Source organism: Nonomuraea sp. NPDC004354, from assembly GCF_053602555.1.
On the sequence record NZ_JBSGDV010000003.1, the window covers coordinates 712,437 to 735,532 of the forward strand.

At 72.1% G+C, this 23,096-nt stretch carries 22 protein-coding genes; 15 read left to right on the forward strand and 7 right to left on the reverse strand.

Annotated elements, in window-relative coordinates:
• Positions 1-53: 53 nt before the first annotated feature.
• The 6 genes from ACWENQ_RS14060 to ACWENQ_RS14085 form a co-directional block, all read right to left on the reverse strand.
• On the reverse strand, positions 54-1,043 hold the full coding sequence (locus ACWENQ_RS14060) for a LacI family DNA-binding transcriptional regulator (protein ID WP_449927962.1): 990 nt from the start codon (positions 1,041-1,043) through the stop codon (positions 54-56).
• Positions 1,040-2,770 carry a glycoside hydrolase family 36 protein gene (locus tag ACWENQ_RS14065; protein WP_452414411.1) on the reverse strand — a complete coding sequence of 577 codons (1,731 nt, stop codon included), beginning with the start codon at positions 2,768-2,770 and terminating at the stop codon, positions 1,040-1,042. Before ACWENQ_RS14065 ends, ACWENQ_RS14060 begins: the two co-directional genes overlap by 4 nt.
• Positions 2,767-3,579 carry a carbohydrate ABC transporter permease gene (locus ACWENQ_RS14070; RefSeq protein ID WP_449927958.1) on the reverse strand — a complete coding sequence of 271 codons (813 nt, stop codon included), beginning with the start codon at positions 3,577-3,579 and terminating at the stop codon, positions 2,767-2,769. The genes ACWENQ_RS14065 and ACWENQ_RS14070 overlap by 4 nt, the downstream gene beginning before the upstream one ends.
• Positions 3,576-4,487 carry a carbohydrate ABC transporter permease gene (locus tag ACWENQ_RS14075; RefSeq protein WP_449927956.1) on the reverse strand — a complete coding sequence of 304 codons (912 nt, stop codon included), beginning with the start codon at positions 4,485-4,487 and terminating at the stop codon, positions 3,576-3,578. Before ACWENQ_RS14075 ends, ACWENQ_RS14070 begins: the two co-directional genes overlap by 4 nt.
• Positions 4,484-5,806 (reverse strand): ABC transporter substrate-binding protein, encoded by a 1,323-nt coding sequence (locus ACWENQ_RS14080; RefSeq protein WP_452414413.1) that lies wholly within the window; start codon positions 5,804-5,806, stop codon positions 4,484-4,486. The genes ACWENQ_RS14075 and ACWENQ_RS14080 overlap by 4 nt, the downstream gene beginning before the upstream one ends.
• 140 nt (positions 5,807-5,946) lie before the next feature.
• A complete protein-coding gene (locus tag ACWENQ_RS14085; RefSeq protein ID WP_354905009.1) occupies positions 5,947-6,969 on the reverse strand; it encodes a PHP domain-containing protein in 1,023 nt (340 codons plus the stop codon).
• An 83-nt stretch (positions 6,970-7,052) separates the two neighbouring features.
• Here ACWENQ_RS14085 and ACWENQ_RS14090 point away from each other — a divergent pair, with 83 nt between their 5' ends.
• The 11 genes from ACWENQ_RS14090 to ACWENQ_RS14140 all read left to right on the forward strand — a co-directional run bounded on the left by ACWENQ_RS14090 (position 7,053) and on the right by ACWENQ_RS14140 (position 17,060).
• Positions 7,053-7,424 carry a hypothetical protein gene (locus ACWENQ_RS14090; RefSeq protein WP_449927950.1) on the forward strand — a complete coding sequence of 124 codons (372 nt, stop codon included), beginning with the start codon at positions 7,053-7,055 and terminating at the stop codon, positions 7,422-7,424.
• The gene (locus tag ACWENQ_RS14095) at positions 7,424-7,897 is read left to right on the forward strand and encodes a hypothetical protein (RefSeq protein WP_452414414.1); all 474 of its coding nucleotides are present in this window, start codon (positions 7,424-7,426) and stop codon (positions 7,895-7,897) included. The genes ACWENQ_RS14090 and ACWENQ_RS14095 overlap by 1 nt, the downstream gene beginning before the upstream one ends.
• Entirely contained in the window at positions 7,897-9,051 is a 1,155-nt protein-coding gene (locus ACWENQ_RS14100) for a glutathionylspermidine synthase family protein (protein WP_452414416.1), read from the forward strand. Before ACWENQ_RS14095 ends, ACWENQ_RS14100 begins: the two co-directional genes overlap by 1 nt.
• Positions 9,052-9,180: 129 nt before the next feature.
• On the forward strand, positions 9,181-9,612 hold the full coding sequence (locus tag ACWENQ_RS14105) for a DUF350 domain-containing protein (protein ID WP_354905018.1): 432 nt from the start codon (positions 9,181-9,183) through the stop codon (positions 9,610-9,612).
• Between the two features lie 259 nt (positions 9,613-9,871).
• Complete coding sequence (locus ACWENQ_RS14110) at positions 9,872-10,996, forward strand: PucR family transcriptional regulator (protein ID WP_449928023.1); 1,125 nt, start codon at positions 9,872-9,874, stop codon at positions 10,994-10,996.
• A 103-nt stretch (positions 10,997-11,099) separates the two neighbouring features.
• A complete protein-coding gene (locus ACWENQ_RS14115; RefSeq protein ID WP_449927943.1) occupies positions 11,100-11,996 on the forward strand; it encodes an ACP S-malonyltransferase in 897 nt (298 codons plus the stop codon).
• A complete protein-coding gene (locus ACWENQ_RS14120) occupies positions 11,993-12,949 on the forward strand; it encodes a beta-ketoacyl-ACP synthase III (protein WP_449927941.1) in 957 nt (318 codons plus the stop codon). Before ACWENQ_RS14115 ends, ACWENQ_RS14120 begins: the two co-directional genes overlap by 4 nt.
• 74 nt (positions 12,950-13,023) lie before the next feature.
• Positions 13,024-13,263, forward strand: a complete 240-nt coding sequence (locus ACWENQ_RS14125) for an acyl carrier protein (protein WP_183646883.1) — start codon at positions 13,024-13,026, stop codon at positions 13,261-13,263.
• Positions 13,264-13,297: 34 nt separating this feature from the next.
• Positions 13,298-14,530: a beta-ketoacyl-ACP synthase II gene (gene fabF, locus ACWENQ_RS14130; RefSeq protein WP_449927938.1), complete on the forward strand. Its 1,233-nt coding sequence runs from the start codon at positions 13,298-13,300 to the stop codon at positions 14,528-14,530.
• An 11-nt stretch (positions 14,531-14,541) separates the two neighbouring features.
• A complete protein-coding gene (locus ACWENQ_RS14135) occupies positions 14,542-15,966 on the forward strand; it encodes a carboxyl transferase domain-containing protein (protein ID WP_452414418.1) in 1,425 nt (474 codons plus the stop codon).
• A gap of 389 nt (positions 15,967-16,355) precedes the next feature.
• A complete protein-coding gene (locus ACWENQ_RS14140) occupies positions 16,356-17,060 on the forward strand; it encodes a sulfotransferase family protein (protein WP_449927934.1) in 705 nt (234 codons plus the stop codon).
• A gap of 291 nt (positions 17,061-17,351) precedes the next feature.
• Here the strand turns inward: ACWENQ_RS14140 and ACWENQ_RS14145 are convergent, their stop codons facing one another.
• Entirely contained in the window at positions 17,352-17,846 is a 495-nt protein-coding gene (locus ACWENQ_RS14145) for a DUF3145 domain-containing protein (RefSeq protein ID WP_354905031.1), read from the reverse strand.
• Positions 17,847-18,021: 175 nt separating this feature from the next.
• Between ACWENQ_RS14145 and ACWENQ_RS14150 the strand changes: the two genes are divergently transcribed.
• The 4 genes from ACWENQ_RS14150 to ACWENQ_RS14165 are packed head-to-tail and all read left to right on the forward strand — an operon-like array spanning position 18,022 to position 23,038.
• Positions 18,022-19,044 (forward strand): S8 family peptidase, encoded by a 1,023-nt coding sequence (locus ACWENQ_RS14150; RefSeq protein WP_452414420.1) that lies wholly within the window; start codon positions 18,022-18,024, stop codon positions 19,042-19,044.
• Between the two features lie 39 nt (positions 19,045-19,083).
• The gene (locus ACWENQ_RS14155; protein ID WP_449927929.1) at positions 19,084-19,638 is read left to right on the forward strand and encodes an RNA polymerase sigma factor; all 555 of its coding nucleotides are present in this window, start codon (positions 19,084-19,086) and stop codon (positions 19,636-19,638) included.
• Positions 19,635-20,081 carry a hypothetical protein gene (locus ACWENQ_RS14160; RefSeq protein ID WP_354905037.1) on the forward strand — a complete coding sequence of 149 codons (447 nt, stop codon included), beginning with the start codon at positions 19,635-19,637 and terminating at the stop codon, positions 20,079-20,081. Before ACWENQ_RS14155 ends, ACWENQ_RS14160 begins: the two co-directional genes overlap by 4 nt.
• The gene (locus ACWENQ_RS14165; RefSeq protein WP_452414422.1) at positions 20,078-23,038 is read left to right on the forward strand and encodes a CHAT domain-containing protein; all 2,961 of its coding nucleotides are present in this window, start codon (positions 20,078-20,080) and stop codon (positions 23,036-23,038) included. The genes ACWENQ_RS14160 and ACWENQ_RS14165 overlap by 4 nt, the downstream gene beginning before the upstream one ends.
• The last annotated feature ends 58 nt before the right edge of the window (positions 23,039-23,096 follow it).

Below are 23,096 nucleotides of genomic sequence, written 5' to 3' on the forward strand. Positions count from 1 at the left end.
GATCGGATGAATCGGCTGGGCAGAGTCTGCTGGGGAAGGACTCTCGGAAAGGACTAGCGCGGTGCCGCCGTCGAGCCACGGACGACCAGCTCGGGGCCGAACATCAGCTCGCCGCTCGGCACGCCCCGCCCGCTCACCAGCGCGACGACGCTGCGCGCCACCTCCTTGGCCAGCCGGTCGATCGGCTGGCGGACGGTCGTGAGCGGCGGGTCGACGAACTCCATGATCATGGAGCCGTCGTAGCCGACCACGGAGACGTCCTCGGGCACCGACAGGCCGGCGCGCCTGACAGCTCTGATCGCGCCCAGCGCCATGAAGTCGCTGGCCGCCACGACCGCCGTGGCGCCCCGGGAGAGGAGCGTCGTGGTCGCCGTCTGCCCGCCCTCGATCGTGTAGTACTGCCGCGTCACCAGGGACTCAGGGTCCGCCACCCCCCGCCGGGCCATGGCGGTCACGAACCCGTCGACCCTCCGGTCGGCGGGCCGGTTGGCGGCGGGCCCCGAGGCCATCCCTATCGCGCGGTGCCCCAGGCGCCACAGGTGGTCGACGGCCAGCTCGGCGGCCATGACGTCGTCGGTGGACAGCACGGGCATCGAGTGGCCGGCGAACCCGCCGTTGACGCCGACGAAGGGGATCCGCCGCGCGGCCAGGATGTTGCAGGTCTCCGGGTCGGGGTCGTCGAGGGTGTTGCTGGCCGACAGGAACACCACCGCGGCCACGCCGTGGTCGGCCAGCGCGGAGACGAACTCGCGCTCCTGTATCCCGCCGGGCAGCGCCGGGCACAGCACGCCCTTCAGCCCGTGCGGGGCGAGCGCCGCCTCGATCAGCTCGGCGACCTCGGCGAACCAGGGGTTCGACACCCACGGCGTGATCACCGCGACGATCTGGCCGCGGGTCGAGCGCTCGTAGCCGAGCTCGGCCATGGCCCGCTCGACCGCCTCGCGGGTCCTGGCGGACACGCCCGCCCGCCGGTTGATCACCCTGCTGACCGTGGCCTCGCTGACCTCCGCGCGCGCGGCGACCTCGGTGATGCCGATCTTCACCGTTCCTCCTCCAGGAGCGCCTCACCCGAGGTCTTCAGGACCACCAGCCCCGAAGCAGGTACGGCCAGCGAGACCAGCCCCGCGCCCAGCCGCCGTACCTCAGGCTCGATCCTAGAGCCGTCGGGCGCGTGCAGGCGTGCCACGTGGGCGCCGGGCCCGCGCACCTCCAGCACCAGCCGCTCCCCGCCCGTCCCGTTGACCAGCGTGATCTCCCGGTGGGCCGCGGTGTCGACCGGCACCACCCGTTCGGCGCTCACCGAGATCACGCACTCCTCGCCGAGCGCGGCCGTCACCACGGGATACAGCTCGTCGGGCCGTCCCGGCTCCACGTGGCCGTCGAGCAGGACGTCGCGCAGCCGCCGCCATTCCGCCAGCCAGAACGCGACCATCCGCAGATGCCCCTCGGGCAGGCCGGCCAGCCGCGCCGAGATCTGCGGGACGGCGTGCAGCGAGCCGATGAGCTGCCGGGCCGCGCTGTGCGCGCCGCCCCGCGGGTCCCACATCAGCATGTCGCCGTGCACGACGCCGGCCACGGCCAGGAATCCGGTGTCGATGGTCCTGACCCGGTTCGCGATCGCGTCGGCCGGGCAGTCGTCGGCCCGCAGCAGGTCGGCCTGCCCGGCGATCCCGGGCCCCACGTACGGCTGGCGGAACTCCAGCAGCGCCCGCTCTCCCACCGCACGCCGGACGTCGGACACCAGCATCCGCATGGCCGTGCCGACGTCATGGATGTCGGCACCGCGGGGTGGCGTGCCCGCGTAGACCATCGCCTCGTCCAGGAAGTCGATCTTGAGCCCGTCGATCCCGTACTCCATCAGCCGGGCGCACAGCGCGACGACATGCCGCCTGACCTCGGGGCGCCGGGGGTCGAGCACCCTGGCGCCGGGCACTCCCGCCATGGCGGGCGCGTAGGGCTCGAGCTCGTCGAAGCAGGCCGCGTCGGGCCCGAGCAGCAGCGGCGCGACCCACACCAGGTATCGCAGGCCGAGGCCCTGTACCCGCGCGACATGCCCCGCGAAGTCCGGAAATTTCTCGCTGTCCGGCTGCCAGTCACCGACGCCCCGATATCCACGGCCGTGCCCCAGCTGCTGCCACCCGTCGTCGACGATGAGCGTGCCGCATCCCGCCGACACCGCCAGCGCCGCCTCCTGCTCGACGCCCTCGGCCGAGACGTCCTGCGCGAAGCCGTACCAGGTGGAGTAGACCGGCTCGCGAGCCCCCTCCGCCGGCCGGCGGGCGCCCGCCCCCAGCGCGCGCCGCAGCTCGCGCATCGCCGTCGCCACCGTGGGTGCGCTCCCCGCGAGGCGGATCCGGTACGGCCCCGCCGGCACGGCCAGGTGCACGACGAAGGTCTTGGTCTCCTCCGACACCCCGAACCGCATCGTCACCTCGGGCACGGCGTCCTCGGCGGCGAAGGCGAGCAGCGTGCGGCCCCTGCTGTCGTACAGGCACCCGGCCGCCGCCCCCCTCACCAGGGAGGTCCGCTCGAACCCGGCCCAGTCGGCGACCAGCGTGCGCCGCCAGTCGCAGGCCGGATGCCAGAACCCGACGGCGTCGCCGAGCGGCACCGACAGCCGGATCTCCAGCTCCTCGTGGGAGCCGATCTCCAGCACGTCGCCGTCCAGCCGCCAGGCGGCCGGCGCGCCGCGGGTCAGTACGGCCAGCCATACGTCGTCCAGCAGGTGCTCGGTCGGCGCGGGCGCCAGGCCCGCGGTCGTGACGCTCACTCTTTCACCGCTCCAGCGAGGAGTCCGGACACGAAGTGTCGTTGGAGGAGGAGGAACAGGACGGCCATCGGCAGCGCGGCGACCGCCGTGCCGGCGAGGATCTGGCCGTAGTCGGTCTCGGTGGCGCCCCGAAGGGCGGCGATCGCGAGGGGGATCGTGTAGGCGTCCCTGGTGCGCAGCGCGATCAACGGCCACACGAAGTCGTTCCACTGGTAGAGGAACAGGTAGATGCCCAGCGCGGCCAGCGCGGGCCTGATCGGCGGCAGCACGACCCTGAAGAACAGCCGCAGCTCGCCGCAGCCGTCCACCCTGCCCGCCGACAGCAGTTCGGAGGGCAGCGCGGACATCGACTGGCGCATGAGGAAGATCCCGAAGGGCAGCGCCAGGTTCGGCAGGATGACGGCCTGGTAGGTGTTGAGCCACTCCAGCGCCAGCATCATCTTGAACAGCGGCACGAGCGTGACCTGGCTGGGGATGACCAGGCCCAGCATGAGCAGCCCGAACAGCACCTCCTTGCCGCGGAAGTCGTACTTGGCGAAGCCGTAGCCCGCCATCGTGCAGACCAGCCCGGCCAGCAGCGTGTAGACCGTGGCGATGAACAGCGAGTTGCCGACGACGCGGCTGAAGCCGAGGCCGGCCTCGAGACCGGCGAGGTTGTCCAGCAGGTGGCCGCCGGGCAGCAGCGGCGGCGGGCTGCCGAAGACCTCGGCGGTGCTGTGCGTGGCGGCGACCACCAGCCAGTAGAACGGCACCAGCACCACGGCGACCGCGACCAGCAGGGCGGAGGTCAGCATGATCTGCCGGCTCATGACCGATCCCCCAGCACGCGGAACTGCACGATCCCGAGGATCCCGATGATGACGGCGAGCGCGTAGGCGATGGCCGAGGCGTAGCCGAAGTCGAGGTACTTGAAGCCGGTGTTGTACAGGTACAGGCCGACGGTGACCGTGCTGTTGTCGGGCCCGCCGCCGGTCAGCACGTACGGCTCGTCGAACAGCTGGAGCGTGCCGATCGTGGACATCACCAGCGTGAGCAGGACGACCGGCCGCAGCCCCGGCAGGGTCACGTGCCTGAAGCGGTGCCATGCGCCCGCCCCGTCCACCGACGCCGCGTCGTAGAGGTCCTGGGGCAGCGCCTGCAGCCGGGAAAGGAAGATCACCGCGTTGTATCCGGTGTAGTGCCACGTCAGCGCCAACCCGAGGGAGACACGGGCCCACAGCGTGTCGGTCAGCCACGGCACCGGCGGGACGCCCACCAGGCCCAGCGCCCAGTTGACGAGCCCGGACTGCGGGTTGAGCAGGACCGCGAACAGCAGGCCGTAGGCCACCAGTCCGGTGATCATCGGCAGGAAGAAGCCGAGCCTGATGAAAGCCTTGAACCGCAGCAGCGACGAGTTGAAGGCCACCGCGAGCGCCAGCGCGATGGCCAGCATCAGCGGCACCTGGACGACGAGGATCACCACGGTGTTGCGCAGGGCCGTCCAGAACAGCGGGTCGTCGGCCAGGCGCGTGTAGTTGGCGGCGCCGGCGAAGGTCTGCAGCGCGCCGTCGGTCTTGAACAGGCTGAGCCAGAACGACCAGGCGATCGGGTAGAGCTTGAAGAGCGCGAAGAGCACGAGGGCCGGCAGCACCCACAGGTAGGGCGCCACCCGCAGCGCGGACAACCGCCGCAGGCCCGCCGGCCGCACCGCGGGGGCGCGCTCGGCCAGGGCCGTCACCGCAGCACCTTCCTGCCGGTCTGCTGGGCGACCAGGTCGGCCGCCTCCTTCAGCACCGTGGCCGGGTCGGCGCCCTTGAGCAGGACCTTGCTCTGCGCGTCGGTCACGGCCTTGAGCGCGCGGGGGTAGTCGGCGGAGTAGTTGGTGACGTAGGAGGGCTGCTTGAGCGCCTCGAGGAAGACCTCGCCCTTCTTCTGGCCGCTGAAGAACTCCGAAGGGGCGTGGAAGACGGGGTCGTCGTAGGCCTTCATCAGGGCGGGCGCGATGCCCTTGCCCTTGTAGATCGCCACCTGGTTCTCCGGCCTGGTCAGCACGAACTCGGCGAAGGCGTAGGCGGCGGCCTGGTCCTTGCTGGTCCCGGCGACGGCCAGGTGGGTGGAGTTGACGGTCGCGGCGACCTTGCCGCCGGGGGTGACGGCCGGCGGCAGCCGTACCTTCCACTTGCCCTTCTCCCCCGGCACGTTCTCCTCGATGATGCCGCCGAACCAGGTCGGCATGGCCTGGACCGCCACCGCGCCCTTCTTCATCGCGCTGATCATCGTGTTCCAGCCGCCGGCCAGGTCGGCGACCAGGCCGGCGTCGTTGAGCTTCTTGATGACGGTGAGCGCGGTGACGGCCTGCGGGGTGTCGAGCGTGATGTTGCCCTGCATGTCGAAGTAGAAGCTGTCCTGCAGCTGCAGCAGCATCTCGAAGAGGTTGGCCGAGTCGGCCTGGGAGGCGGGCTTGTCGATGCCGAGGAGCTGGACGCCGGTCTTCTCCTTGAGCTTGACGCCGGCTTCGATGACCTCGTCCCAGGTCTGCAGCGACTCGACGTCGACGCCCGCCTTCTCGAACAGGTCGGCGCGGTAGTAGAAGCCGGCCGAGTTGGCCTCCCACGGCAGCGCGTAGACCTTGCCGTCGCGGCTGACGGTCTCCCACATGCCCTGGGCGAAGGCCTCCTTGTGCTTGCCCGCGCCGAGCGGCGTCAGGTCGGCCAGCCCGCCGGGGAACTTCTCGATGTAGGCGGGCAGGTAGTCCACGCCGATGTGGAGCACGTCGCCGAGCCCCTGGCCGCCTGCCGAGAGTCCGGCGGTGATCTTGTCCCAGATGGCCGGGTTGCCGATGTCCTGGACGTCGACCTTGACCGCGGGGAACTGCTTCTCGAAGGCCGGGACCAGCTGCTTCATCATCGCGGCCGGGCCCTGCCAGCTCCAGACGGTGATCTTGCCCGTGCCTCCCGCCGAGGCGCCCGGGGTGCCGCCACCGCAGGCGCTCAACGCGCCTCCCGCGGCGGCCAGCGCGCTGAGCTGGAGGAAACGGCGGCGGTCGAGGTGGGCCATGGGGGATCTCCAGGGGGTGCAGAGAGTGGCCTGACGCGCCCAGACGCTACCTCCGCGTTTCGATGACTTGCAAGACTGCAACGAAAACTTTCAGCGAATCAGGCATGGCGGCAGACATGCGAAAGCCACGGGGACCGCCGCTACGCGGCCGTCCACTCCAGCAGCCGCTCCACCGGCCAGGTGTTGACCACCCGCTCGGCCGCCACCCCGCACATCGCGGCCCGCTCGCAGCCGAAACGCTGCCAGTCCAGCTGGCCGGGGGCGTGCGCGTCGGAGTCGACGGCGAACACGCATCCCATCTCGTAGGCCAGCCGCAACAGCCGCTTCGGCGGGTCCAGCCGGTCGGGCCTGGAGTTGATCTCCACGGCGACCCCGAACCTGCGGCACGCCTCGAAGACGAGCTCGGCGTCGAAGTCCGACTCCGGCCGCAGGCCGCCGCGCCTGCCGCCGCCCTTCACGATCCGTCCGGTGCAGTGGCCCAGCACGTCGACGTGGGGGTCGGCGATCGCCGTCACCATCCTGCGCGTCATCTCCTCGGCGTCCATGCGCAGCTTGGAGTGGACGCTGGCCACCACCACGTCCAGGCGGGCGAGGAGGGCGGGATCCTGGTCCAGGGAGCCGTCGGCGTTGATGTCCACCTCGATGCCGGTGAGGATCCTGAACGGCGCCAGCCGCTCGTTCAGCCCGGCGACCACGTCGAGCTGCTCGCGCAGCCGCTCGGCCGACAGGCCGCGGGCGACCGTCAGGCGCGGCGAGTGGTCGGTCAGCGCGCAGTACTCGTGACCGAGCGCCCTGGCCGAGGCGGCCATCTCCTCGATCGGCGAGCCGCCGTCCGACCAGTCGGAGTGGGTGTGCAGGTCGCCCTTCAGCGCGGCCCGCAACGCGGCGCTCTCCTCGTCGAGGTCGGCGCCCGCGGTGGCCTGGAGCCTGCGCAGGTAGGTCGGCACCTTCCCGTCGAGAGCCTCGGTGACGGCCAGCGCGGTGACCTTGCCGATGCCCGGCAGCTCGGCCAGGGCGTTTCCCCTCGCCAGCCGGACGAGCTCGGCCCGCGGCAGCTCCTCCACCGTCGCCGCGGCCCTCCTGAAGGCCCGTACCCGGTAGGTGGGCTCGCCCGCGCGCTCCAGCAGGAACGCGATGTCACGCAGTGCCTGGACCGGCTCCATGCCGGCATACCTACCCAAAGGGAACCCCATTCTCGGCGACAACGTTGTTGCGGATATAAACCCCCGATAAGCTCTGGAGCCCCATGGCAGAAACCCGCTCCCGCAAGTCGACCAAGGTGATCACGCTGACGGCGCTCGGCGTGGTCTCCTTGATGGTTGTCGGGTTCTGCTCGGCACAGGACGACTACGAGGAGGTCGGCGCCGACTGCGTCGACCTCAACACCCAGCTCCCCGACGGCTCCTACCTGGTCGTCGACGACGACTACTGCGACGACGACGGCGGCGGCGGGCACTCCTCCCACCGCGCCTACGGCTGGTACTACGGCGGCGTCAGGTCGGGCGTGCGCGTGCTCAAGGGCACCACGGTACGGCCCGCCGAGGCGCGCATCACCAGCAGGACCGGCCACGTCGTCCAGCGCGGCGGCTTCGGCGGCAGGGGCGGAGGCGGCAGCTGATGGCCCGCAGGCTCTCCTCCGGCGCCGTGACGCTCGGGGCCGTGGTGACCGTCTCGTCCGTCGTCCTGTCGGGCTGCGCCTCGGGCGGCTCCACCTACGTGGGCTCCGAACAGGTCGCGACCGACTCCTTCACCGAGGAGGACACCTCCGCCGAGGACGACCTCGCCGAAGAAGCCGAAGAAGCTGGAGAAGACGAGGAAGAAGAGGACGAGGTCGTCGCCCGCTGCGTCAGGCGCGACAGCGAGAGCGACGACGGCTACGTGATCGTGTCCGACGACCGCTGCGACGGCGCGGGCAGGCACAGCGCCTTCCTCTGGTACTACGGCGGCACCAAGGTCAAGAACCGCCTTGCCAAGGGCACGACCATACGCCCGCGCGGGGCGTACATCGTCACGAAGGGCGGCGACGAGATCACCCGGACAGGCAAGATCTCCAGGAGCGGCTTCGGCAACCGCACCTCCACGGGGTCCTGATGCGGCGCGAGCACGCCTCCCCCCGCGACGGCTGGGAGAAGATCGTCGAGGGCCACGGCCTGGCCTTCCACCGCTCGGTGCAGGCCGCGCACCTGCCCCGCCCCTACTGGGACGAGTCCGTCCACTACGTCTTCTCCATGGACCAGGTGCTCGACCTCGAGGCGCAGGTCGAGGAGCTGCACCGGATGTGCCTGGCCGCGGTCGAGCACGTCATCGCCGAACGGCGTTTCGCCGACTTCGCGCTGCCCGAGTGGACGTGGCAGGAGATCGCCCACTCGTGGGAGCGCCGCGACCCGCACCTCTACGGCCGCTTCGACCTGCGCTACGACGGCGTCTCCCCGCCGAAGCTGCTGGAGTACAACGCCGACACGCCCACCTCGCTGGTGGAGTCGAGCGTCGTGCAGTGGTACTGGCTGCGGGACCGCTTCCCGGCCGACGACCAGTGGAACTCCCTCCACGAGCGGCTGATCGACAGGTGGCGCGCGCTGGTGCTGCCGACCGGGCCGACCCATTTCGCCTGGACCAGCATGGACGAGACCGGCGAGGAGGCGATGACCGTCGCCTACCTGCAGGAGACCGCCGACCAGGCCGGGCTCGTCACGGTGGCCATCGCGATGGAGGACATCGGCTGGGACCCGCTCAACCGGCGCTTCGTCGACGTCGAGGGCCGGGTGATCCGCTCGGCGTTCAAGCTGTACCCGTGGGAGTGGATGCTGGCCGACGACTTCGGCGCGCACGCCGTACGGCACGCCGCCTCGACCACGTGGATCGAGCCGCTGTGGAAGGCGCTGCTGTCGAACAAGGCGCTGCTGGCCGTGCTGTGGGAGCTCTATCCCGGCCACCCCAACCTGCTGCCCGCCTACCTCGACGGCCCCCGCGAGCTGACCTCCTACATCGTCAAGCCGCTGCTGGGCAGGGAGGGCGCCGCGATGCGGATCGTCACGCCCTCGGAGACGCTGGAGACCCCCGGCTCCTACGGCGCCGAGGGCCACGTCTACCAGGGCTTCGACCCCCTGCCCTCGTTCGACGGGCAGCGGCCCGTGCTCGGCGCGTGGATGGTCGCCGACGAGTCGGCCGGGCTCGGCATCCGCGAGACCGCGGGGCTGATCACCGACGACACCTCGTCCTTCGTCCCCCACAGGATCGAGCTGTGACCGCCGCCGCCCACGCCTCCTCCCCGGCCTGTCCGCCCCACCCGCCCGGCCTTCCCCCGGCGGGCACGACCCGACCCCCATGCCCCCCGGCGCCCGTGCCAGGCGCTCGACGGCGAAGAAAGAGTCACCGTGAACCTCATCGACCACCTGGCCAACGGCGCGCTGGCCATCGCCGCCTACGCCGTCCTCGGCGTGATCCTGCTGATCGTCGGCTTCTACGTCATCGACCTGGCCACGCCGGGCAAGCTCAGCGCGGTCATCAAGCATGAGCGCAACCCCAACGCCACCCTGCTGACCTCCTCGGGTCTGGCCGCCGTCGGCCTCATCGTCGCCGCCTCGATCTGGTCGTCCGGCGGGGCGCTGCACGAGGGCTTGCTCGTCACCGCCGTCTTCGGACTGGTCGGCATCGCGGTGCAGACGGTGGCGATGCTGCTGTTCGACCTGGTCGCGGGCGTCTCGGTGCGCGAGCTGGTCAAGGAGAGCGAGTTGCAGCCCGGCGCCCGCCTGCTGGCCGTCACCCACCTGGTCATCGGCCTGATCACCGCCGTCGCCGTCATCTAGTAGCCGGCACGGGCTCGCCCCTGCTCCCGGGCGAGCCCGTGCCCGGACCGGACCGGCGGGGTCCGACCGGGCAACCGGCGCACTCCCCGCACCCGGCCGCCCCGGCCCGCTGCCGCGCACGTGGCCGCGCCGGACCGGCCCGCTCCCGCGCACGTGGCCGGGCCGGACCGGCGCACTCCTGGGGACCTGGCACTCTAGAGGCGTGACAGACCACGAGGACCGGACGCGCGAGGACACCACCCGGCGTCTCGAGCGCAACATGGGCACCCTGGGCACCGCGGCCATGGCGCGCATGGACGAGCGGTTGCCGTGGTTCCGGGCGCTTTCCGCCGAGGACCGCTCCTGGGTCGGCCTGGTCGCCCAGGCCGGCATCGCCGCCTTCGTGGAGTGGTTCGCCCACGCGGGCGAGGGCCGCCCCACCCCGAGCATCGAGTTCTTCGGCACCGCGCCGCGCGAGCTGAAGCGTTCCATCTCCCTGCAGCAGACGGTCGACATCGTCCGCATCGTCGTCGAGGTCGTCGAGACGATGACCGACGAGCTGGCCGCTCCGGGCGGCGCCGACCAGCTGGAGCAGGCGATGCTCCGCTACACCCGCGACGTCGCCTTCGCCGCCGCGCAGGTCTACGCCCGCGAGGCGGAGGCGCGCGGCGCGTGGGACGCCAGGCTCGAGGCGCTGATCGTCGACGCGCTGGTGCGCGGCGAGGTCGACGACGGCCTGCACTCGTGGGCGGCCGCGCTCGGCTGGACGTCCGCGCCGGTCGTGGTGATCGCCGGGCACGCGCCCGACGACGATCCGCGCGCGGTCATCGACAGCCTGCGGGAGAAGGGCCGGCGGATCGGCATGGACCTGCTGGCGGGGGTCCAGGCCGACCGGCTGATCGTGATCGTGGGCGGCGCCCAGAGCGTGGAGCAGGCCTCCAGACAGGTGGTGCCGCGCTTCGGTCCCGGCCCGATCGTCATCGGGCCCGAGGTGCCCGACCTGCACGCGGCCGCGAGCTCGGCGCGGGCCGCCATCGCGGGGCTGAAGGCCTCCGCCGGCTGGCCCGACGCGCCGCGGCCGGTGCACGCCGAGGAACTGCTGGCCGAGCGGGCCCTCGACGGCGACGAGGACGCCAGGGAGCAGCTGGTGGAGTCCGTCTACCTGCCGCTGGCCGGCACCCCGCTGCTCGACACCCTGGCCACCTACCTGGAGCAGGGCACCTCGCTGGAGGCCACGGCCAGGCTGCTGTTCGTGCACCCGAACACGGTCAGGTACCGGCTGAAGAAGATCACCGAGCTGACCGGCTACCAGCCGACCGAGGGCAGATCAGCCTTCACCCTGCAGGTCGGGCTGATTTTGGGACGGCTGTCGGAGAGCGCCGTAACCTGGCGTGCACTAACGTAACCTGGCCGAAACCCTCACTGTAGGGTTCCTACAAATCCCCCTGGACAAAGTTCGTGCGGATCTCCATCCGCGTGTCAAACCTCTACAGGGCATCGTGGGTCTCGTGTTCGTACTCGTCGCTCCGGGCCAAGGCGCCCAGACTCCAGGCTTCCTTTCTCCCTGGCTAGAGCTGCCCGGCCTCGCCGACAGGCTTTCGGCATGGTCAGAGGTCGTCGGGCTCGACCTGATCGCCTACGGCACCACCGCTGACGCCGACGAGATCCGTGACACCGCCGTCGCCCAGCCCCTGCTGGTGGCCGCCGCGCTGGCCGCCGCCGAGGCGCTCGGCGCCACCCCCGACCTGCTGGCCGGTCACAGCGTCGGCGAGTTCGCCGCCGCCGCGCTGGCCGGCGTGCTCACCCCCGAGCAGTCGCTGGCGCTGATCCGCGAGCGCGGCCAGGCCATGGCCAAGGCCGCCGCGGTCACCGAGACCGGCATGACCGCCGTGCTCGGCGGCGTCGAGGCCGACGTGCTGGCCGCCATCGACAAGCACGGCCTGACCCCCGCCAACATCAACGGCGCCGGCCAGATCGTCGCGGCGGGCACGCTGGAGCAGCTGGCCGCCTTCAAGGAGGAGCCGCCCGCCCGCGCGAGGCTCATCCCGCTGCAGGTCGCGGGAGCGTTCCACACCGTCCACATGGCCCCCGCCGTGGAGCACCTGCGCGCGGCCGCCGCGAGCATCACGCCGGGCGACCCGCACACCAAGCTGCTGTCCAACGCCCACGGCCAGGTCGTCGGCAGCGGCACGGAGTTCGTGAGGCTGCTGGTCGACCAGGTCAGCAACCCCGTCCGCTGGGACTCCTGCATGGAGACCATGGCCGCGCTCGGCGTCACCACGATGGTCGAGCTGCTGCCCGGCGGCACGCTGACCGGCCTGGCCAAGCGCGCTCTGCGCGGCGTGAAGAGCGTCGCGCTCAAGACCCCCGACGACCTCGACGCGGCCAGGGAGCTGATCAAATGAGGATTCCCGACGTCGCCCCAGGGGCGAGGATCCTGGCCTTCGGCCACTACCAGCCGACCAACATCGTCACCAACGACGACCTGGCCAAGACGATGGACACCAACGACGAGTGGATCCAGTCGCGGGTCGGGATCAAGGAGCGCAGGATCGCGCCCGCCAACGAGTCCGAGATCGACATGGCCGTCCAGGCCGGCGGCAAGGCGCTGGCCGGCTCGGGTCTCGCCGCCGCCGACATCGACCTGGTGATCGTGGCCACCTGCACGCTGGAGTCGCAGATCCCCAACGCCGCCGCGCGAGTGGCCAGCCGCCTGGGCATCGCGGCCCCCGGAGCCTTCGACGTCAACGCCGCGTGCGCGGGCTTCTGCTACGCGCTCGGCGCGGCCAGCGCCGCCGTACGGTCGGGGCAGGCCACCAACGTCCTGGTCGTCGGCACCGAGAAGCTGTCGCAGTGGATCGACTGGACCGACAGGGCGACGGCGGTCATCTTCGCCGACGGCGCCGGCGCCGCCGTGGTCACGGCCTCCGACACGCCCGGCATCGGCCCGGTGGTGTGGGGCAGCGCGGGCGACAAGTACGACGCCATCATCATCAAGGACCGCGACTCCTTCCTGCACCAGGAAGGTCAGACGGTCTTCCGCTGGGCCACCACCGCGCTTCACCCCGTGGCCAGGGAGGCCTGCGAGCGTGCCGGGGTGGACCCCGCCGACCTGGCGGCCTTCGTGCCCCACCAGGCCAACCTCCGCATCATCGAGGCCATCGCCCGCAAGATCGGCGCGGACAACGCCGTCATCGCACGCGATATCGTGCTGGCGGGCAACACGTCGGCTGCCTCCGTCCCGCTCGCGCTGTCCCGCATGATCGAGCGCGGCGAGGTGCAGTCGGGCCAGCTGGCCCTCCTTCTCGGCTTCGGTGCCGGTCTGACCTACGCCGGCCAGGTCGTCGAGATCCCATGACTTGTACGGCGCGCCGCGCCCGGCGCGGCCGGCCGTACAACACCCAAGAAGAATCCCAAAGGAGAACTACCGACATGGCAGTCAGCGAGCAGGAGATCCTCGAGGGCCTCGGCAAGATCGTCAACGAGATCACTGGGATCCCGGCGTCCGAGGTCACCCCGGAGAAGAGCTTCGTGGACGACCTCGACATCGACTCCCTGTCCATGGTCGAGATCGCCGTGGCCGCGCAGGACGAGTTCGGCGTCGAGATTCCCGACGACCAGCTCAAGAACCTGAAGACGGTCAAGGACGTCCTCAACTTCATCCAGGCCTGAACCTTCCCTTCTGATCAGCAAGGAGCGTAACCACGTGAGTGCGAACCGGGCACGAGTCGTCGTCACCGGGCTCGGCGCGACGACGCCCCTCGGTGGAGACGTCACCTCGACCTGGTCGGCGCTCCTCGCCGGTCAGTCTGGTGTGCGGACCCTCACCGAGGACTGGGTCGACAGCGTCCCCGTGAAGTTCGCGGGCGTCGCCGCCGTCGACCCGTCCGAGGTGCTGCCGAGGCCGGAGGCCCGTCGGCTCGACCGCAGTGAGCAGCTGGCCCTGGTGGCCGCGCGCGAGGCCTGGCAGGACGCGGGCGCGCCGCAGGTGGCCGCCGAGCGTCTCGGCGTGGTCGTCTCGAGCGGCATCGGCGGCATCACCACGACGCTGTCGGCCTACGACACCTTCAAGGAGAAGGGCTGGAGCCGCCTGTCGCCCTTCACCGTGCCGATGCTGATGCCCAACGGCCCCGCGGCCTGGATCGGGCTCGATCTGGGCGCGATGGCAGGGGTCCACGCGACCGTCTCCGCCTGCGCCTCCGGCGCCGAGGCGATCGGCTACGCGATGGACATGATCAGGGCGGGCCGCGCCGACATCGTCGTGGCCGGTGGCACCGAGGCCGCCATCCACCCGCTCAACATCGCCGCCTTCGCGGCCGCGCGGGCCATGTCGACCCGCAACGACGACCCGCAGGGCGCCTCGCGTCCGTGGGACCGCGACCGCGACGGTTTCGTGCTCGGCGAGGGCGCGGGCATCGTCGTGCTGGAGTCGGAGGAGCACGCCAAGGCGCGCGGCGCCCGGATCTACGCCTACGCCGCGGGCGTCGGCTACTCGGCCGACTCCCACCACATCACCCAGCCCGAGCCCGAGGGCAGGGGCATCATCATGGCGATGACCCAGGCGCTCACCGACGCGGGCGTGACCGGCCAGGACATCAAGCACATCAACGCGCACGGCACCTCCACGCCGGCCGGTGACGTCATCGAGGTGCAGTCGGTGGCCAAGGCCATCGGCACCCACCCGCTGGTCACCTCCACCAAGTCCATGACCGGCCATCTGCTGGGCGGCGCTGGCGGCATCGAGTCGGTCTTCACGGTGAAGGCCCTCGAGGGCCGTATCGTGCCCGCGACCATCAACCTGGCCAACCCTGACGACGGCATCGAGGTGGACATCGTCCACGGCGAGTCCCGCAAGCTGCCGGAGGGCGACATCGCCGCGGTGAACAACTCGTTCGGGTTCGGCGGCCACAACGTGACCGTCGTCTTCACCAGCCACTGAGGGAGCACCGGATGACCGTGCTCGACAACGGTGCGGTGACCGGCGCCTCCGACGAGACGCCCGCCGATCCTCGCGACCCGGTCGTCCGCCTGACCGCGCTGCTCGACGAGGGCTCGCTGCGTCCGATCACTCCCCAGGACAAGAGCGGCGTCCTCGCCGCCATGGGCCGTGTCGAGGGTGTCCCCGTCGTCGCGTTCTGCAGCGACGCCCGCTTCCAGGGCGGCGCGATGGGCAGCGAGGGCTGCGAGCACATCGTGCACGCCTACGACGTGGCCGTCCGTGAGCGGGTGCCGGTCATCGGCGTCTGGCACTCCGGCGGTGCGCGACTCGCCGAAGGCGTCGAGTCGCTGCACGCCGTCGGCCGGGTCTTCGCCGCGATGACCAAGGCGTCGGGCATCGTGCCGCAGCTGTCGGTCGTCGTCGGCCCTGCCGCGGGCGGCGCCGCCTACGGCCCCGCCCTCACCGACATCGTGATCCTCGCCGAACAGGGCCGCATCTTCGTGACGGGCCCCGACGTCGTACGCAGCGTCACCGGCGAAGACGTCGACAGCGCCGCGCTCGGCGGCCCCGAGCCGCACAGCAAGCGCAGCGGCGTCGTCCACGTCGTCACCAAGACCGAGGCCGAGGCGCTGCTGACGGCGCGCCGGCTGGCCGTCCTGCTCGGCCACCAGGGCAGGGTGCGCACCTCCTCGGTCGAGGAGGTCGACTTCTCCCCCCTCCTTCCCGAGTCGGCCAGGCGCGCCTACGACGTCAAGCCGCTCGTCAACGGCCTGCTCGACGAGCAGGGCGTCGAGCTGCACCCCAAGTGGGCGCCCAACATCGTCACCACGCTCGGCCGCCTGGGCGGCAGGACCGTCGGCGTCATCGCCAACAACCCGCTGCGGTTGGGCGGCTGCCTCGACGCCACGTCCGCCGAGAAGGCCGCTCGCTTCGTTCGCATGTGTGACGCGTTCGGCGTGCCGCTGGTTGTCCTGGTGGACGTTCCCGGCTACCTGCCGGGCGTCGGCCAGGAGCACGACGGCGTGGTCCGCCGCGGCGCCAAGCTCCTGCACGCCTTCGCCGAGGCCTCCGTGCCGCGCGTCACGCTCGTCACCAGGAAGGCGTACGGCGGCGCGTACATCGCGATGAACTCCCGCGCGCTCGGCGCGACCAGGGTCTTCGCCTGGCCGACCACCCAGGTCGCCGTCATGGGCGCCGTCGCGGCCGTCCGCGTCCTCAAGCGCCGCGAGCTCGCGGCCGCTCCCGAGGAGGAGCGGGCCGAGCTGGAGCAGCGCCTGGCCGAGGAGCACGAGAAGCTCGCCGGCGGGTTGCGGCGGGCGCAGGAGATCGGCGTGATCGACGAGGTCATCGAGCCGGCCGCCACCCGTGGCGCCATCGCCAGGGTCCTCGCCGCGGCCACCCCGGCCAGGGGCGCCCACGGCAACGTCCCGCTGTAGCCGTTCCAACGACCGGTGCCCCTCCACCCGCCCGGGTGGCGGGGCACCGGCCTTTTCAGGAGGTGGCCGCGTTTCGGGGGGTGGCGGCGTTTCGAGGGGTGGCCGTGTTCGAGGGTGGCGGCGTTTTCGGGGGTGGCGGCGTTTTCGGGGGTGGCGGCGTCTCGCGGGTGGCGGCGTCTCGCGGGTGGCTGTTCATGGTCTTTCCTCGGGGCGGGGTTGGCGGTCGCGATCTTTGCGTGCATCCTGGGTGCGACAGGAACGTCTCGGTGTGACATTTCCTGACAGGCGATGTCACACCGCGCCGCGCGCAGGGCGTGCTCCGAATGCGAACCACCCGGCGGGAGAGCCACGCGCGCGGGTTTCCGGATCCACCCCACCGGAGGTATGACGTGTTGCGTGTGATCGGCGCGGGTTTCCCGCGTACCGGGACCAGCTCGATGAAGGCCGCGCTCGAGCGGCTGGGACTCGGCCCCTGCTACCACATGTTCGAAGTCCTGACCAACCCCGACCACGTCGACAGGTGGCTGCCGCTCGCCTCGGGCGGCCCCGTCGACTGGGAGACGGTCCTCGACGGCTACCGGTCCACGATGGACTGGCCGGCCAGCCACTTCTGGCGCGAACAGGCGGCCGCCTATCCGGACGCGAAGGTCGTCCTGACCGTCCGCGACCCGCACCGCTGGTACCGCAGCATGACGGAGCTGATCGCCAACGGGCCCGGCAGGGAACTGCCGGCCGACCTGCCGGAGCCGGCCGCGACGGTGTTCCGATCGATGGAGCGGCTCGGGCCCGTCATGGAGCACATCGTGGGCTCCACGTTCGGCGCCGGCTACTCCCTCAGGACCGGCCTGCCCGACGAGGACACCGCCGTGGCCGCCTTCCACCGGCACGTGGCCGAGGTGAAGGAGAGCCTGCCCGCCGAGCGGCTGCTGGTCTTCGACGTCCGGGAGGGCTGGGCGCCGCTGTGCGACTTCCTGGAGGTGCCGGTACCCGCGGGTGAGCCGTTCCCGCATCTCAACGACTCCGAGGCGATGAAGAAGAATCTGGGACGCCTGGTGAGTGGGGAAGGCTTCATCTCGCCGTTCAGCCCCTCATGACCCACTGAAGCCGGCCCTCGCGTCCCGCCTGCCGTACGGCGGAGCCCGCCCGCCGTACGGCCGGAAACCCGGCACCTCGCCGCGGCGTCTCCATCCGGGGTCCCCCGACCGGCTCCCTGGACCGGGTCCCCGGCCCGGGTCGTCGGGCGGAGTCTTCGGACGAGACCTCCGGGGGCATCTCGCCGCGGTGTCTCCGGGCAGGGTCTTCGCGAGAGGTCTTCGGGCGGGGGCGGGCATGACGAAGCCCGTGAGCCTGAGCGGCCCACGGGCGGGAGGAGGAGGCGGCGCGGGTCAGACGGCGGCGTGCAGCCAGCGGACGGGGGCGCCGTCGCCGGCGTAGCGGAAGGGCTCAAGCTCCTCGTCCCACGGCTTGCCGAGCATCTTGTCCAGCTCGTCCTCCAGGACGCAGCGGCCCTGGGCGGACATGAGCATGACCGCGCGCAGGCGGTCCTCGGGGATCATGATGTCTCCCGACGCCCCGATCACCGCGGAGAAGGCGCCGAGCGTCGGCGTGTAGGCGTGCCTGGACCCGTCGACGCCGGGCGAGGCGTCCTCGGTGATCTCGAAGCGGATGCGCTGCCAGCCCATGAGCGAGGAGGTGATGGCCGCGGCGATGCCCGGGCGCCCTTCCCACTCGGCCTGGGCGCGCACGACGTTCGGCGCGGCCGGTTGCGGCGTCCACGTCAGGTCTACGGGTACGCCAAGAACACCCGCGACTGCCCATTCGATATGAGGGCACAGCGCGGGCTGAGCCGAGTGGACGTACAGCACGCCACGAGCAGACACCGGACCTCCCGTTTCGGTACGAGGTGCGCCTTCCCCAACGGCCTCGTCCTGGGATGATCACAAGTGACTAGGGAGAGACTACCGTCGGTCGCCCCTGGGTGCTAGAGGGGGGCTATACCAAGATGTTGCGGCTGTGGCACGTGACACTTGCCCGGCCACGGAAAGATACCGGTTCATGGACATCCAAGCGGTCGGCTCCGCGCTCATCCGCCCAGGCCAGGTCCTGACCGAGCGGGGCGCGCTGTCAGTCGCCGAGCAATGGACACAGGCGGTCTCCGAGGCCGACGGCGTCTTCCGCATCAGGTTGACGCCCGGCGAGGATCCGTGCGAGATTGCGCTGCGGCTGCGGGAGGAGGGCTTCCTGGCCTCGCCCAACCACGTCCTGGTGGGGCAGCCGCTGTGGTTCGGCGGTCCGGCGTCCAGGCCGTTCCCGGCCGCGCCGCTGACCGCGCCGTCGGGCAAGGGATCGCCCGTGACGGTCGGCGTGCTCGACACCGGGGTGGCGGCCCACCCCTGGTGGGCAGGCAGCCGCTGGTACGGCCGCGTCGGCTCCGAGGCCGCCGACCGGCCTCGGGACAACGGCGAAGGCGACGACGAGGGCGGGCTCGCGGCGCAGGCAGGGCACGGCACCTTCATCGCGGGCCTCATCCTGCGCCGCGCCCCCGGCAGCGAGCTGCGGGTCGGCAGGGTGCTGGGCGCGGACGGCATCGGCGACGAGGCGGGCCTGCTGCGCGCGCTCTACCGGCTGCGCGAGAACCCCCCGCAGGTGCTGAACCTCTCGCTCGGCTGCCACACCTTCGACGACCAGCCCTCCCGGCTGGTGATCGAGGCGCTCGGCGCGCTGCGCGACACGGTGACGGTGGCCTGCGCCGGCAACACCGCCTCCGACCGGCCCTTCTGGCCCGCCGCGCTCCCGGGGGTGGTCGGCGTCGGCGGCCTCGACGCCCGGGAGGAGGGCCGGGCGCCGTTCTCCGCTTTCGGCCCGTGGGTGGACGCCTGGGCCCGAGCCGACTGGCTGACCAGCACGTTCCTGGAGTGGGGCGAGTTCGGCGGCTACGCGCACTGGAGCGGCACGTCGTTCGCCGCCGCGCTGGTGTCGGGCGCCTTCGCGGCGGCGCCGGCGGCGCGCAAGGCCGCCGACCTCCCGGGGTCACGGGAAATTCGTGATCTGGGAGTTGCCGTCCCCTCGGGTCTGTAGAGTTTACGCTCAGTCCTCGTCTCATTACGAGGAGGCAACGTGGGCGAATCCCGACCCCCTGAGGAGCTGCTGCGAGCGGCTGCCGACGGGGACCCTTCCGCATGGACCGGGCTGGAGGAACGGTTCGGTCAGCGGATGTGGTCGGTCGCCCGCGCGTGCGGGCTCAACGAAGCCGACACCGCTGATGCCGTGCAGGGTGCATGGTTGCGGCTTCTCGAGCACCTTCACTCGATCAGGGATCCAGCGAGCGTCGGCGCCTGGCTGGCCACGGCGGCCAGGCGCGAGGCGCTCCAGATCATCCGAAGAGGGACGGGCCGCCACCCGCACCTCTGCCTTCCTGAAGGCGGTCCCTTCGATCCCGACCCGGCCTCGGCGATCCTCGAGGCCGATGAGGGACGCCTGCTCTGGCAGGCGGTGTCCGACCTGGACGAACCATGCCGAACCCTGCTCCGCCTGATGGCCACCGTTCCGGACGCGGGAACGCACCAGATGGCGGTACGGCTGGGCGTGCCGGTCGGCAGCGTAGGCCCCACCCGTCTGCGCTGTCTCCACAAACTGCGCACCCGAATCTCACTAGAGGAAAAGGTGCCATGATCAACGACGAGTATCTCCTGGCCGCGCTCCGCATCGCCGCGGGGCACGACCCGATACCCGCCCACGTCTCGGCCGCCGCCCGTGACGCGTACTCCCTCCGGCTGGCCGAGGTGGTCACCGCCGGGCCCGTGGAGTGCGCGCCCACGCGTGGCACACGTGACGCGGACGGGGCGCGCATGGTCAGGTTCGCCACGGCGGACCTCTCCTTCGATCTGGAGGTGACCATCGGGGACGGTCTCATCGATGTGGCGGGGCGGGTGTCACCGCATCCAGGTGACGGGGCCACGGTGGACATCCGCACCCCCCATCTCACGGTCTCGCGTGACCTGCGGGAGACCGGCCAGTTCGCGGCGACGGGCTTGCCGCCGGGCTGGTTCAGCGTGGTCTGCCACCGGCCGGGGCACCACCCGGTCGCCACCGGTTGGGTGCGGATCCGTCCGTGACGAACAGGCTGGTCGCGATGGCGGAGGACGCGGTCCTCCAGTCAGGCATCGATCCGGTGCGGGCGCTGGCCAGCGCCCGCGCCATCCATGCCGCCGCCTCCGGAATGGGGGCCGTCGAACCAGCCGTCGTCGCGCTTCGCGCCATGGCGCTTGCCTCCAGGGAGCTTGGGGACCTGGAGGCCGCCGAACTACACCTGCGCCAGGCGATCGCCACGGGAGACGCACCCACCGATCGCCTGGCGCAGGCGCGCCTGTCGCTGGTGACCGTGCGCACCCAGCGCGGTCATCCGCTTCAGGCGCTGCGCATCGCCGCGATGGCGTGGGCCTACCTGTCGCCGCTCGACCGCGCCAAGCTCGACACCCAGCGGGCGGTGGCGCTGGCCCACCTGGGCCGCTACCAGGAGGCCGTCGCCTCCTGCGACCGGGCCGTCGCCGTGCTGGCGCAGGCGCCCGGCACCGTCGACGACCAGCGTTTCCTGGCGGGCGGACTGCTCAACAGAGGCCTGGTGCACGCCTACCAGAGCCGCTGGAGGCAGGCCACCGCCGACATCGCCGCGTGCCTGCGGCTGTCGCAGAGCGCGGGCCTGGCCCACCTGGCCCGCCTCGCCGCCGCCAACCTCCCTTTCCTGGCGGTACGGCAGGGCGACGTGGCCGCGGCCTTCGCCCACTACCGAGCCTGTGAAGACACGCTGTTCGGCTTCCCCGAACGGCTGGCCACGATGCGCGCCGACTTCGCCGGAGCGCTACTGGCCGCCCAGCTGCCCGGCGAGGCGAGGGCCATGCTCAGCCTCGCCGTACCCGAACTCGAAGCCGCGGGCGCGCAGGCCGCGCTGGCGGAGGCCAGGCTGCTGCTGGCCCAGGTGGAGCTGCTGACCGGGGACGCCCGCCAGGCGCTGGCCGTCGCCGGCAGGGCGGCCGCCGAGCTGCGCGCCCATGGCCGCGAGAGCGCCGCGCCGCTGGCCGCCGAGGTCGCGTTACGCGCCAGGATCGTGCTCGAACCGCCCTCCCCCGGCCTGCTGGCCGAGCTGCTGGAGTGCGCGCGGGAACTGGCCGCCACCTCCTGTGCCGCGGGCGCGGCCGCGCTCCGGCTCGCCGCGGCCGAGCTGGCCCTCGCGCTGGACGACACCGGCACGGCCACGACCCAGCTCGCCCTCCTCGATCCCCGCGCGGCCGCGCACACGACGGAGCCACGCCGGCTCCCGCTCATGATCGACGCACCCACGCTGGCCATGCGGCGGATGACGCGGCTGGCCTCGCCGCAGCAGGCCGAGCACCTGGCCGGTGCCGACGACGACCTCGACGAGGTGCCACCGCTGGTGCGCTGGCATGCGGCGGCCCTGCTGGCCCGGATCAACGACGACCGCACGGCCGCGTTCAGCGCGGTGCTGCGCGGGCTGCGCGACCTCGGCGCCGACGCCGAACGCTTCGACGACCCCTCGCTGCGGGCCCACCGGGTGCGGGCGGGGGCGCGCCTGGCCTCCTTCGGGCTCAGCCTGGCGATCGAGCGCGGCGGCCCGGAGGCCGTCTTCGGATGGGCCGAACGCTGGCGGTCGGTCTGCGGCGGCCGACCCGTCGCGCCCGCGCTCGACAGCGTGACGTCGGCGCTGGGCGAGGCGGCGCTGGTGGAGTTCCTGTGCCATGACGGGGCGCTGCTGGTGCTGGTGGTCACCGCGGCGGGGTGCGCGCTGCGCCGCCTCGGCGACGTCACCAGCGTGGCCGAGGCCGTCATCAGGCTCCGGTACGGCCTGCGCCGGGCGAGCCTCGGCGACGGCGCCCACGCCTCCGACGATCCGCGGCGGGATCCGGTCGCGGTCGAGGCGGCCGCGCTGGAGGGGACGTTGTTCGGGCCGATCGCCGACCTGGTGGCGCAACGCCCGCTGGTGGTCGTGCCGGCGGGGCCGCTGCACACACTGCCGTGGTCGGTGCTGCCGATGCTGCGCGGGCGGCCGGTGAGCGTCACGCCCAGTGCCGCCGCCTGGCTGTCCGCCCGCACCCGCCGCACCGCCCCGCCGGACGGCTCCGCCCCGCCGGACCGATCTGTCCCGCCGGGCTGGGCCGCTCCGCTGGATGCGGTTCTCTCGCCCCCTGCGACTTCGCCCGGGCCGACCGTGCCCGCCGCCCCTGTGACTTCATGCGATCGCACCACCCTGCGGGATGACGCCGTATCGGGCGCTGGCTCGGTCCTGAGTCGCGCAGTCCCAGGCGATGGTGTTCTGGGCGGCGCGGTCGCGGGCGGTGGTGCGGTTCTGGGCGGCGCGGTCGCAGGCGGTGGTGCGGTTCTCGGTGACGCGGTCGGGGGCGGTGGTGCGGTTCCCTCTGATGGTGCCGTCCGGCCCGGGGGTGTCGTGCCGATCAGTGGTGCTTCGGCTCGGGGCGGCGAGCCGCTCGTGGTGGCGGCGGCCGGGCCCGGGCTGGAGCACGCCGAGGAGGAGGTGCGGCGGGTGGTGGGCGCGCACCGGCGCGCCGAGCAGGTGCCCGCCCGCGCCGATGACGTGATCGCCGCCCTCGGCCGGGCCGACGTGCTGCACCTGGCCGCCCATGGCACCTTCCACTCCCGAAGCCCGCTGTTGTCGAGCATCGAGCTGGAGGACCGGCCGCTGATGGCCTACGACCTGCTGCCCCTGTCGATGCCACCGGGCCTGGTCGTGCTGTCGGCCTGCGACTCGGGGATGGCCAGGGTCCCGGCCGAGGGGGCGCCGCTCGGCCTGGCGGGCACGTTCCTCGCGCAGGGCGCCTCTTGTGTGGTGGGCGGGCTCATCCCGGTGCCGGACGAGGAGGCGCTAGCGCTGATGACGGCCTTTCACGACCTGCTCGCCGCCGGTACGGCTCCCGCCGTGGCGTTGGCGGAGGCGGGGAGCAGGACGGGCGTGCTCGGCTTCACCTGCTTCGGCGCCGGCGAGCTCCCCGTCACCGCCCTGCGCGACACCCGACCCACCGCACCGGACTCCGGCCCCTGAGAACCGACCGCACCCTGCCCAACCCAGAGCCACCCGGCCGGCGGCACCCGGCCGTCAG

Coding starts and splice junctions, on each gene's coding strand:
- ACWENQ_RS14135 (WP_452414418.1), top strand. CDS start 14,542: ATGACCGTGCTCGACAACGGTGCGGTGACCGGCGCCTCCGACGAGACG.
- ACWENQ_RS14070 (WP_449927958.1), bottom strand. CDS start 3,579: ATGAGCCGGCAGATCATGCTGACCTCCGCCCTGCTGGTCGCGGTCGCC.
- ACWENQ_RS14110 (WP_449928023.1), top strand. CDS start 9,872: ATGGGCACCCTGGGCACCGCGGCCATGGCGCGCATGGACGAGCGGTTG.
- ACWENQ_RS14090 (WP_449927950.1), top strand. CDS start 7,053: ATGGCAGAAACCCGCTCCCGCAAGTCGACCAAGGTGATCACGCTGACG.
- ACWENQ_RS14150 (WP_452414420.1), top strand. CDS start 18,022: ATGGACATCCAAGCGGTCGGCTCCGCGCTCATCCGCCCAGGCCAGGTC.
- ACWENQ_RS14125 (WP_183646883.1), top strand. CDS start 13,024: ATGGCAGTCAGCGAGCAGGAGATCCTCGAGGGCCTCGGCAAGATCGTC.
- ACWENQ_RS14080 (WP_452414413.1), bottom strand. CDS start 5,806: ATGGCCCACCTCGACCGCCGCCGTTTCCTCCAGCTCAGCGCGCTGGCC.
- ACWENQ_RS14100 (WP_452414416.1), top strand. CDS start 7,897: ATGCGGCGCGAGCACGCCTCCCCCCGCGACGGCTGGGAGAAGATCGTC.
- ACWENQ_RS14160 (WP_354905037.1), top strand. CDS start 19,635: ATGATCAACGACGAGTATCTCCTGGCCGCGCTCCGCATCGCCGCGGGG.
- ACWENQ_RS14085 (WP_354905009.1), bottom strand. CDS start 6,969: ATGGAGCCGGTCCAGGCACTGCGTGACATCGCGTTCCTGCTGGAGCGC.
- ACWENQ_RS14120 (WP_449927941.1), top strand. CDS start 11,993: ATGAGGATTCCCGACGTCGCCCCAGGGGCGAGGATCCTGGCCTTCGGC.
- ACWENQ_RS14095 (WP_452414414.1), top strand. CDS start 7,424: ATGGCCCGCAGGCTCTCCTCCGGCGCCGTGACGCTCGGGGCCGTGGTG.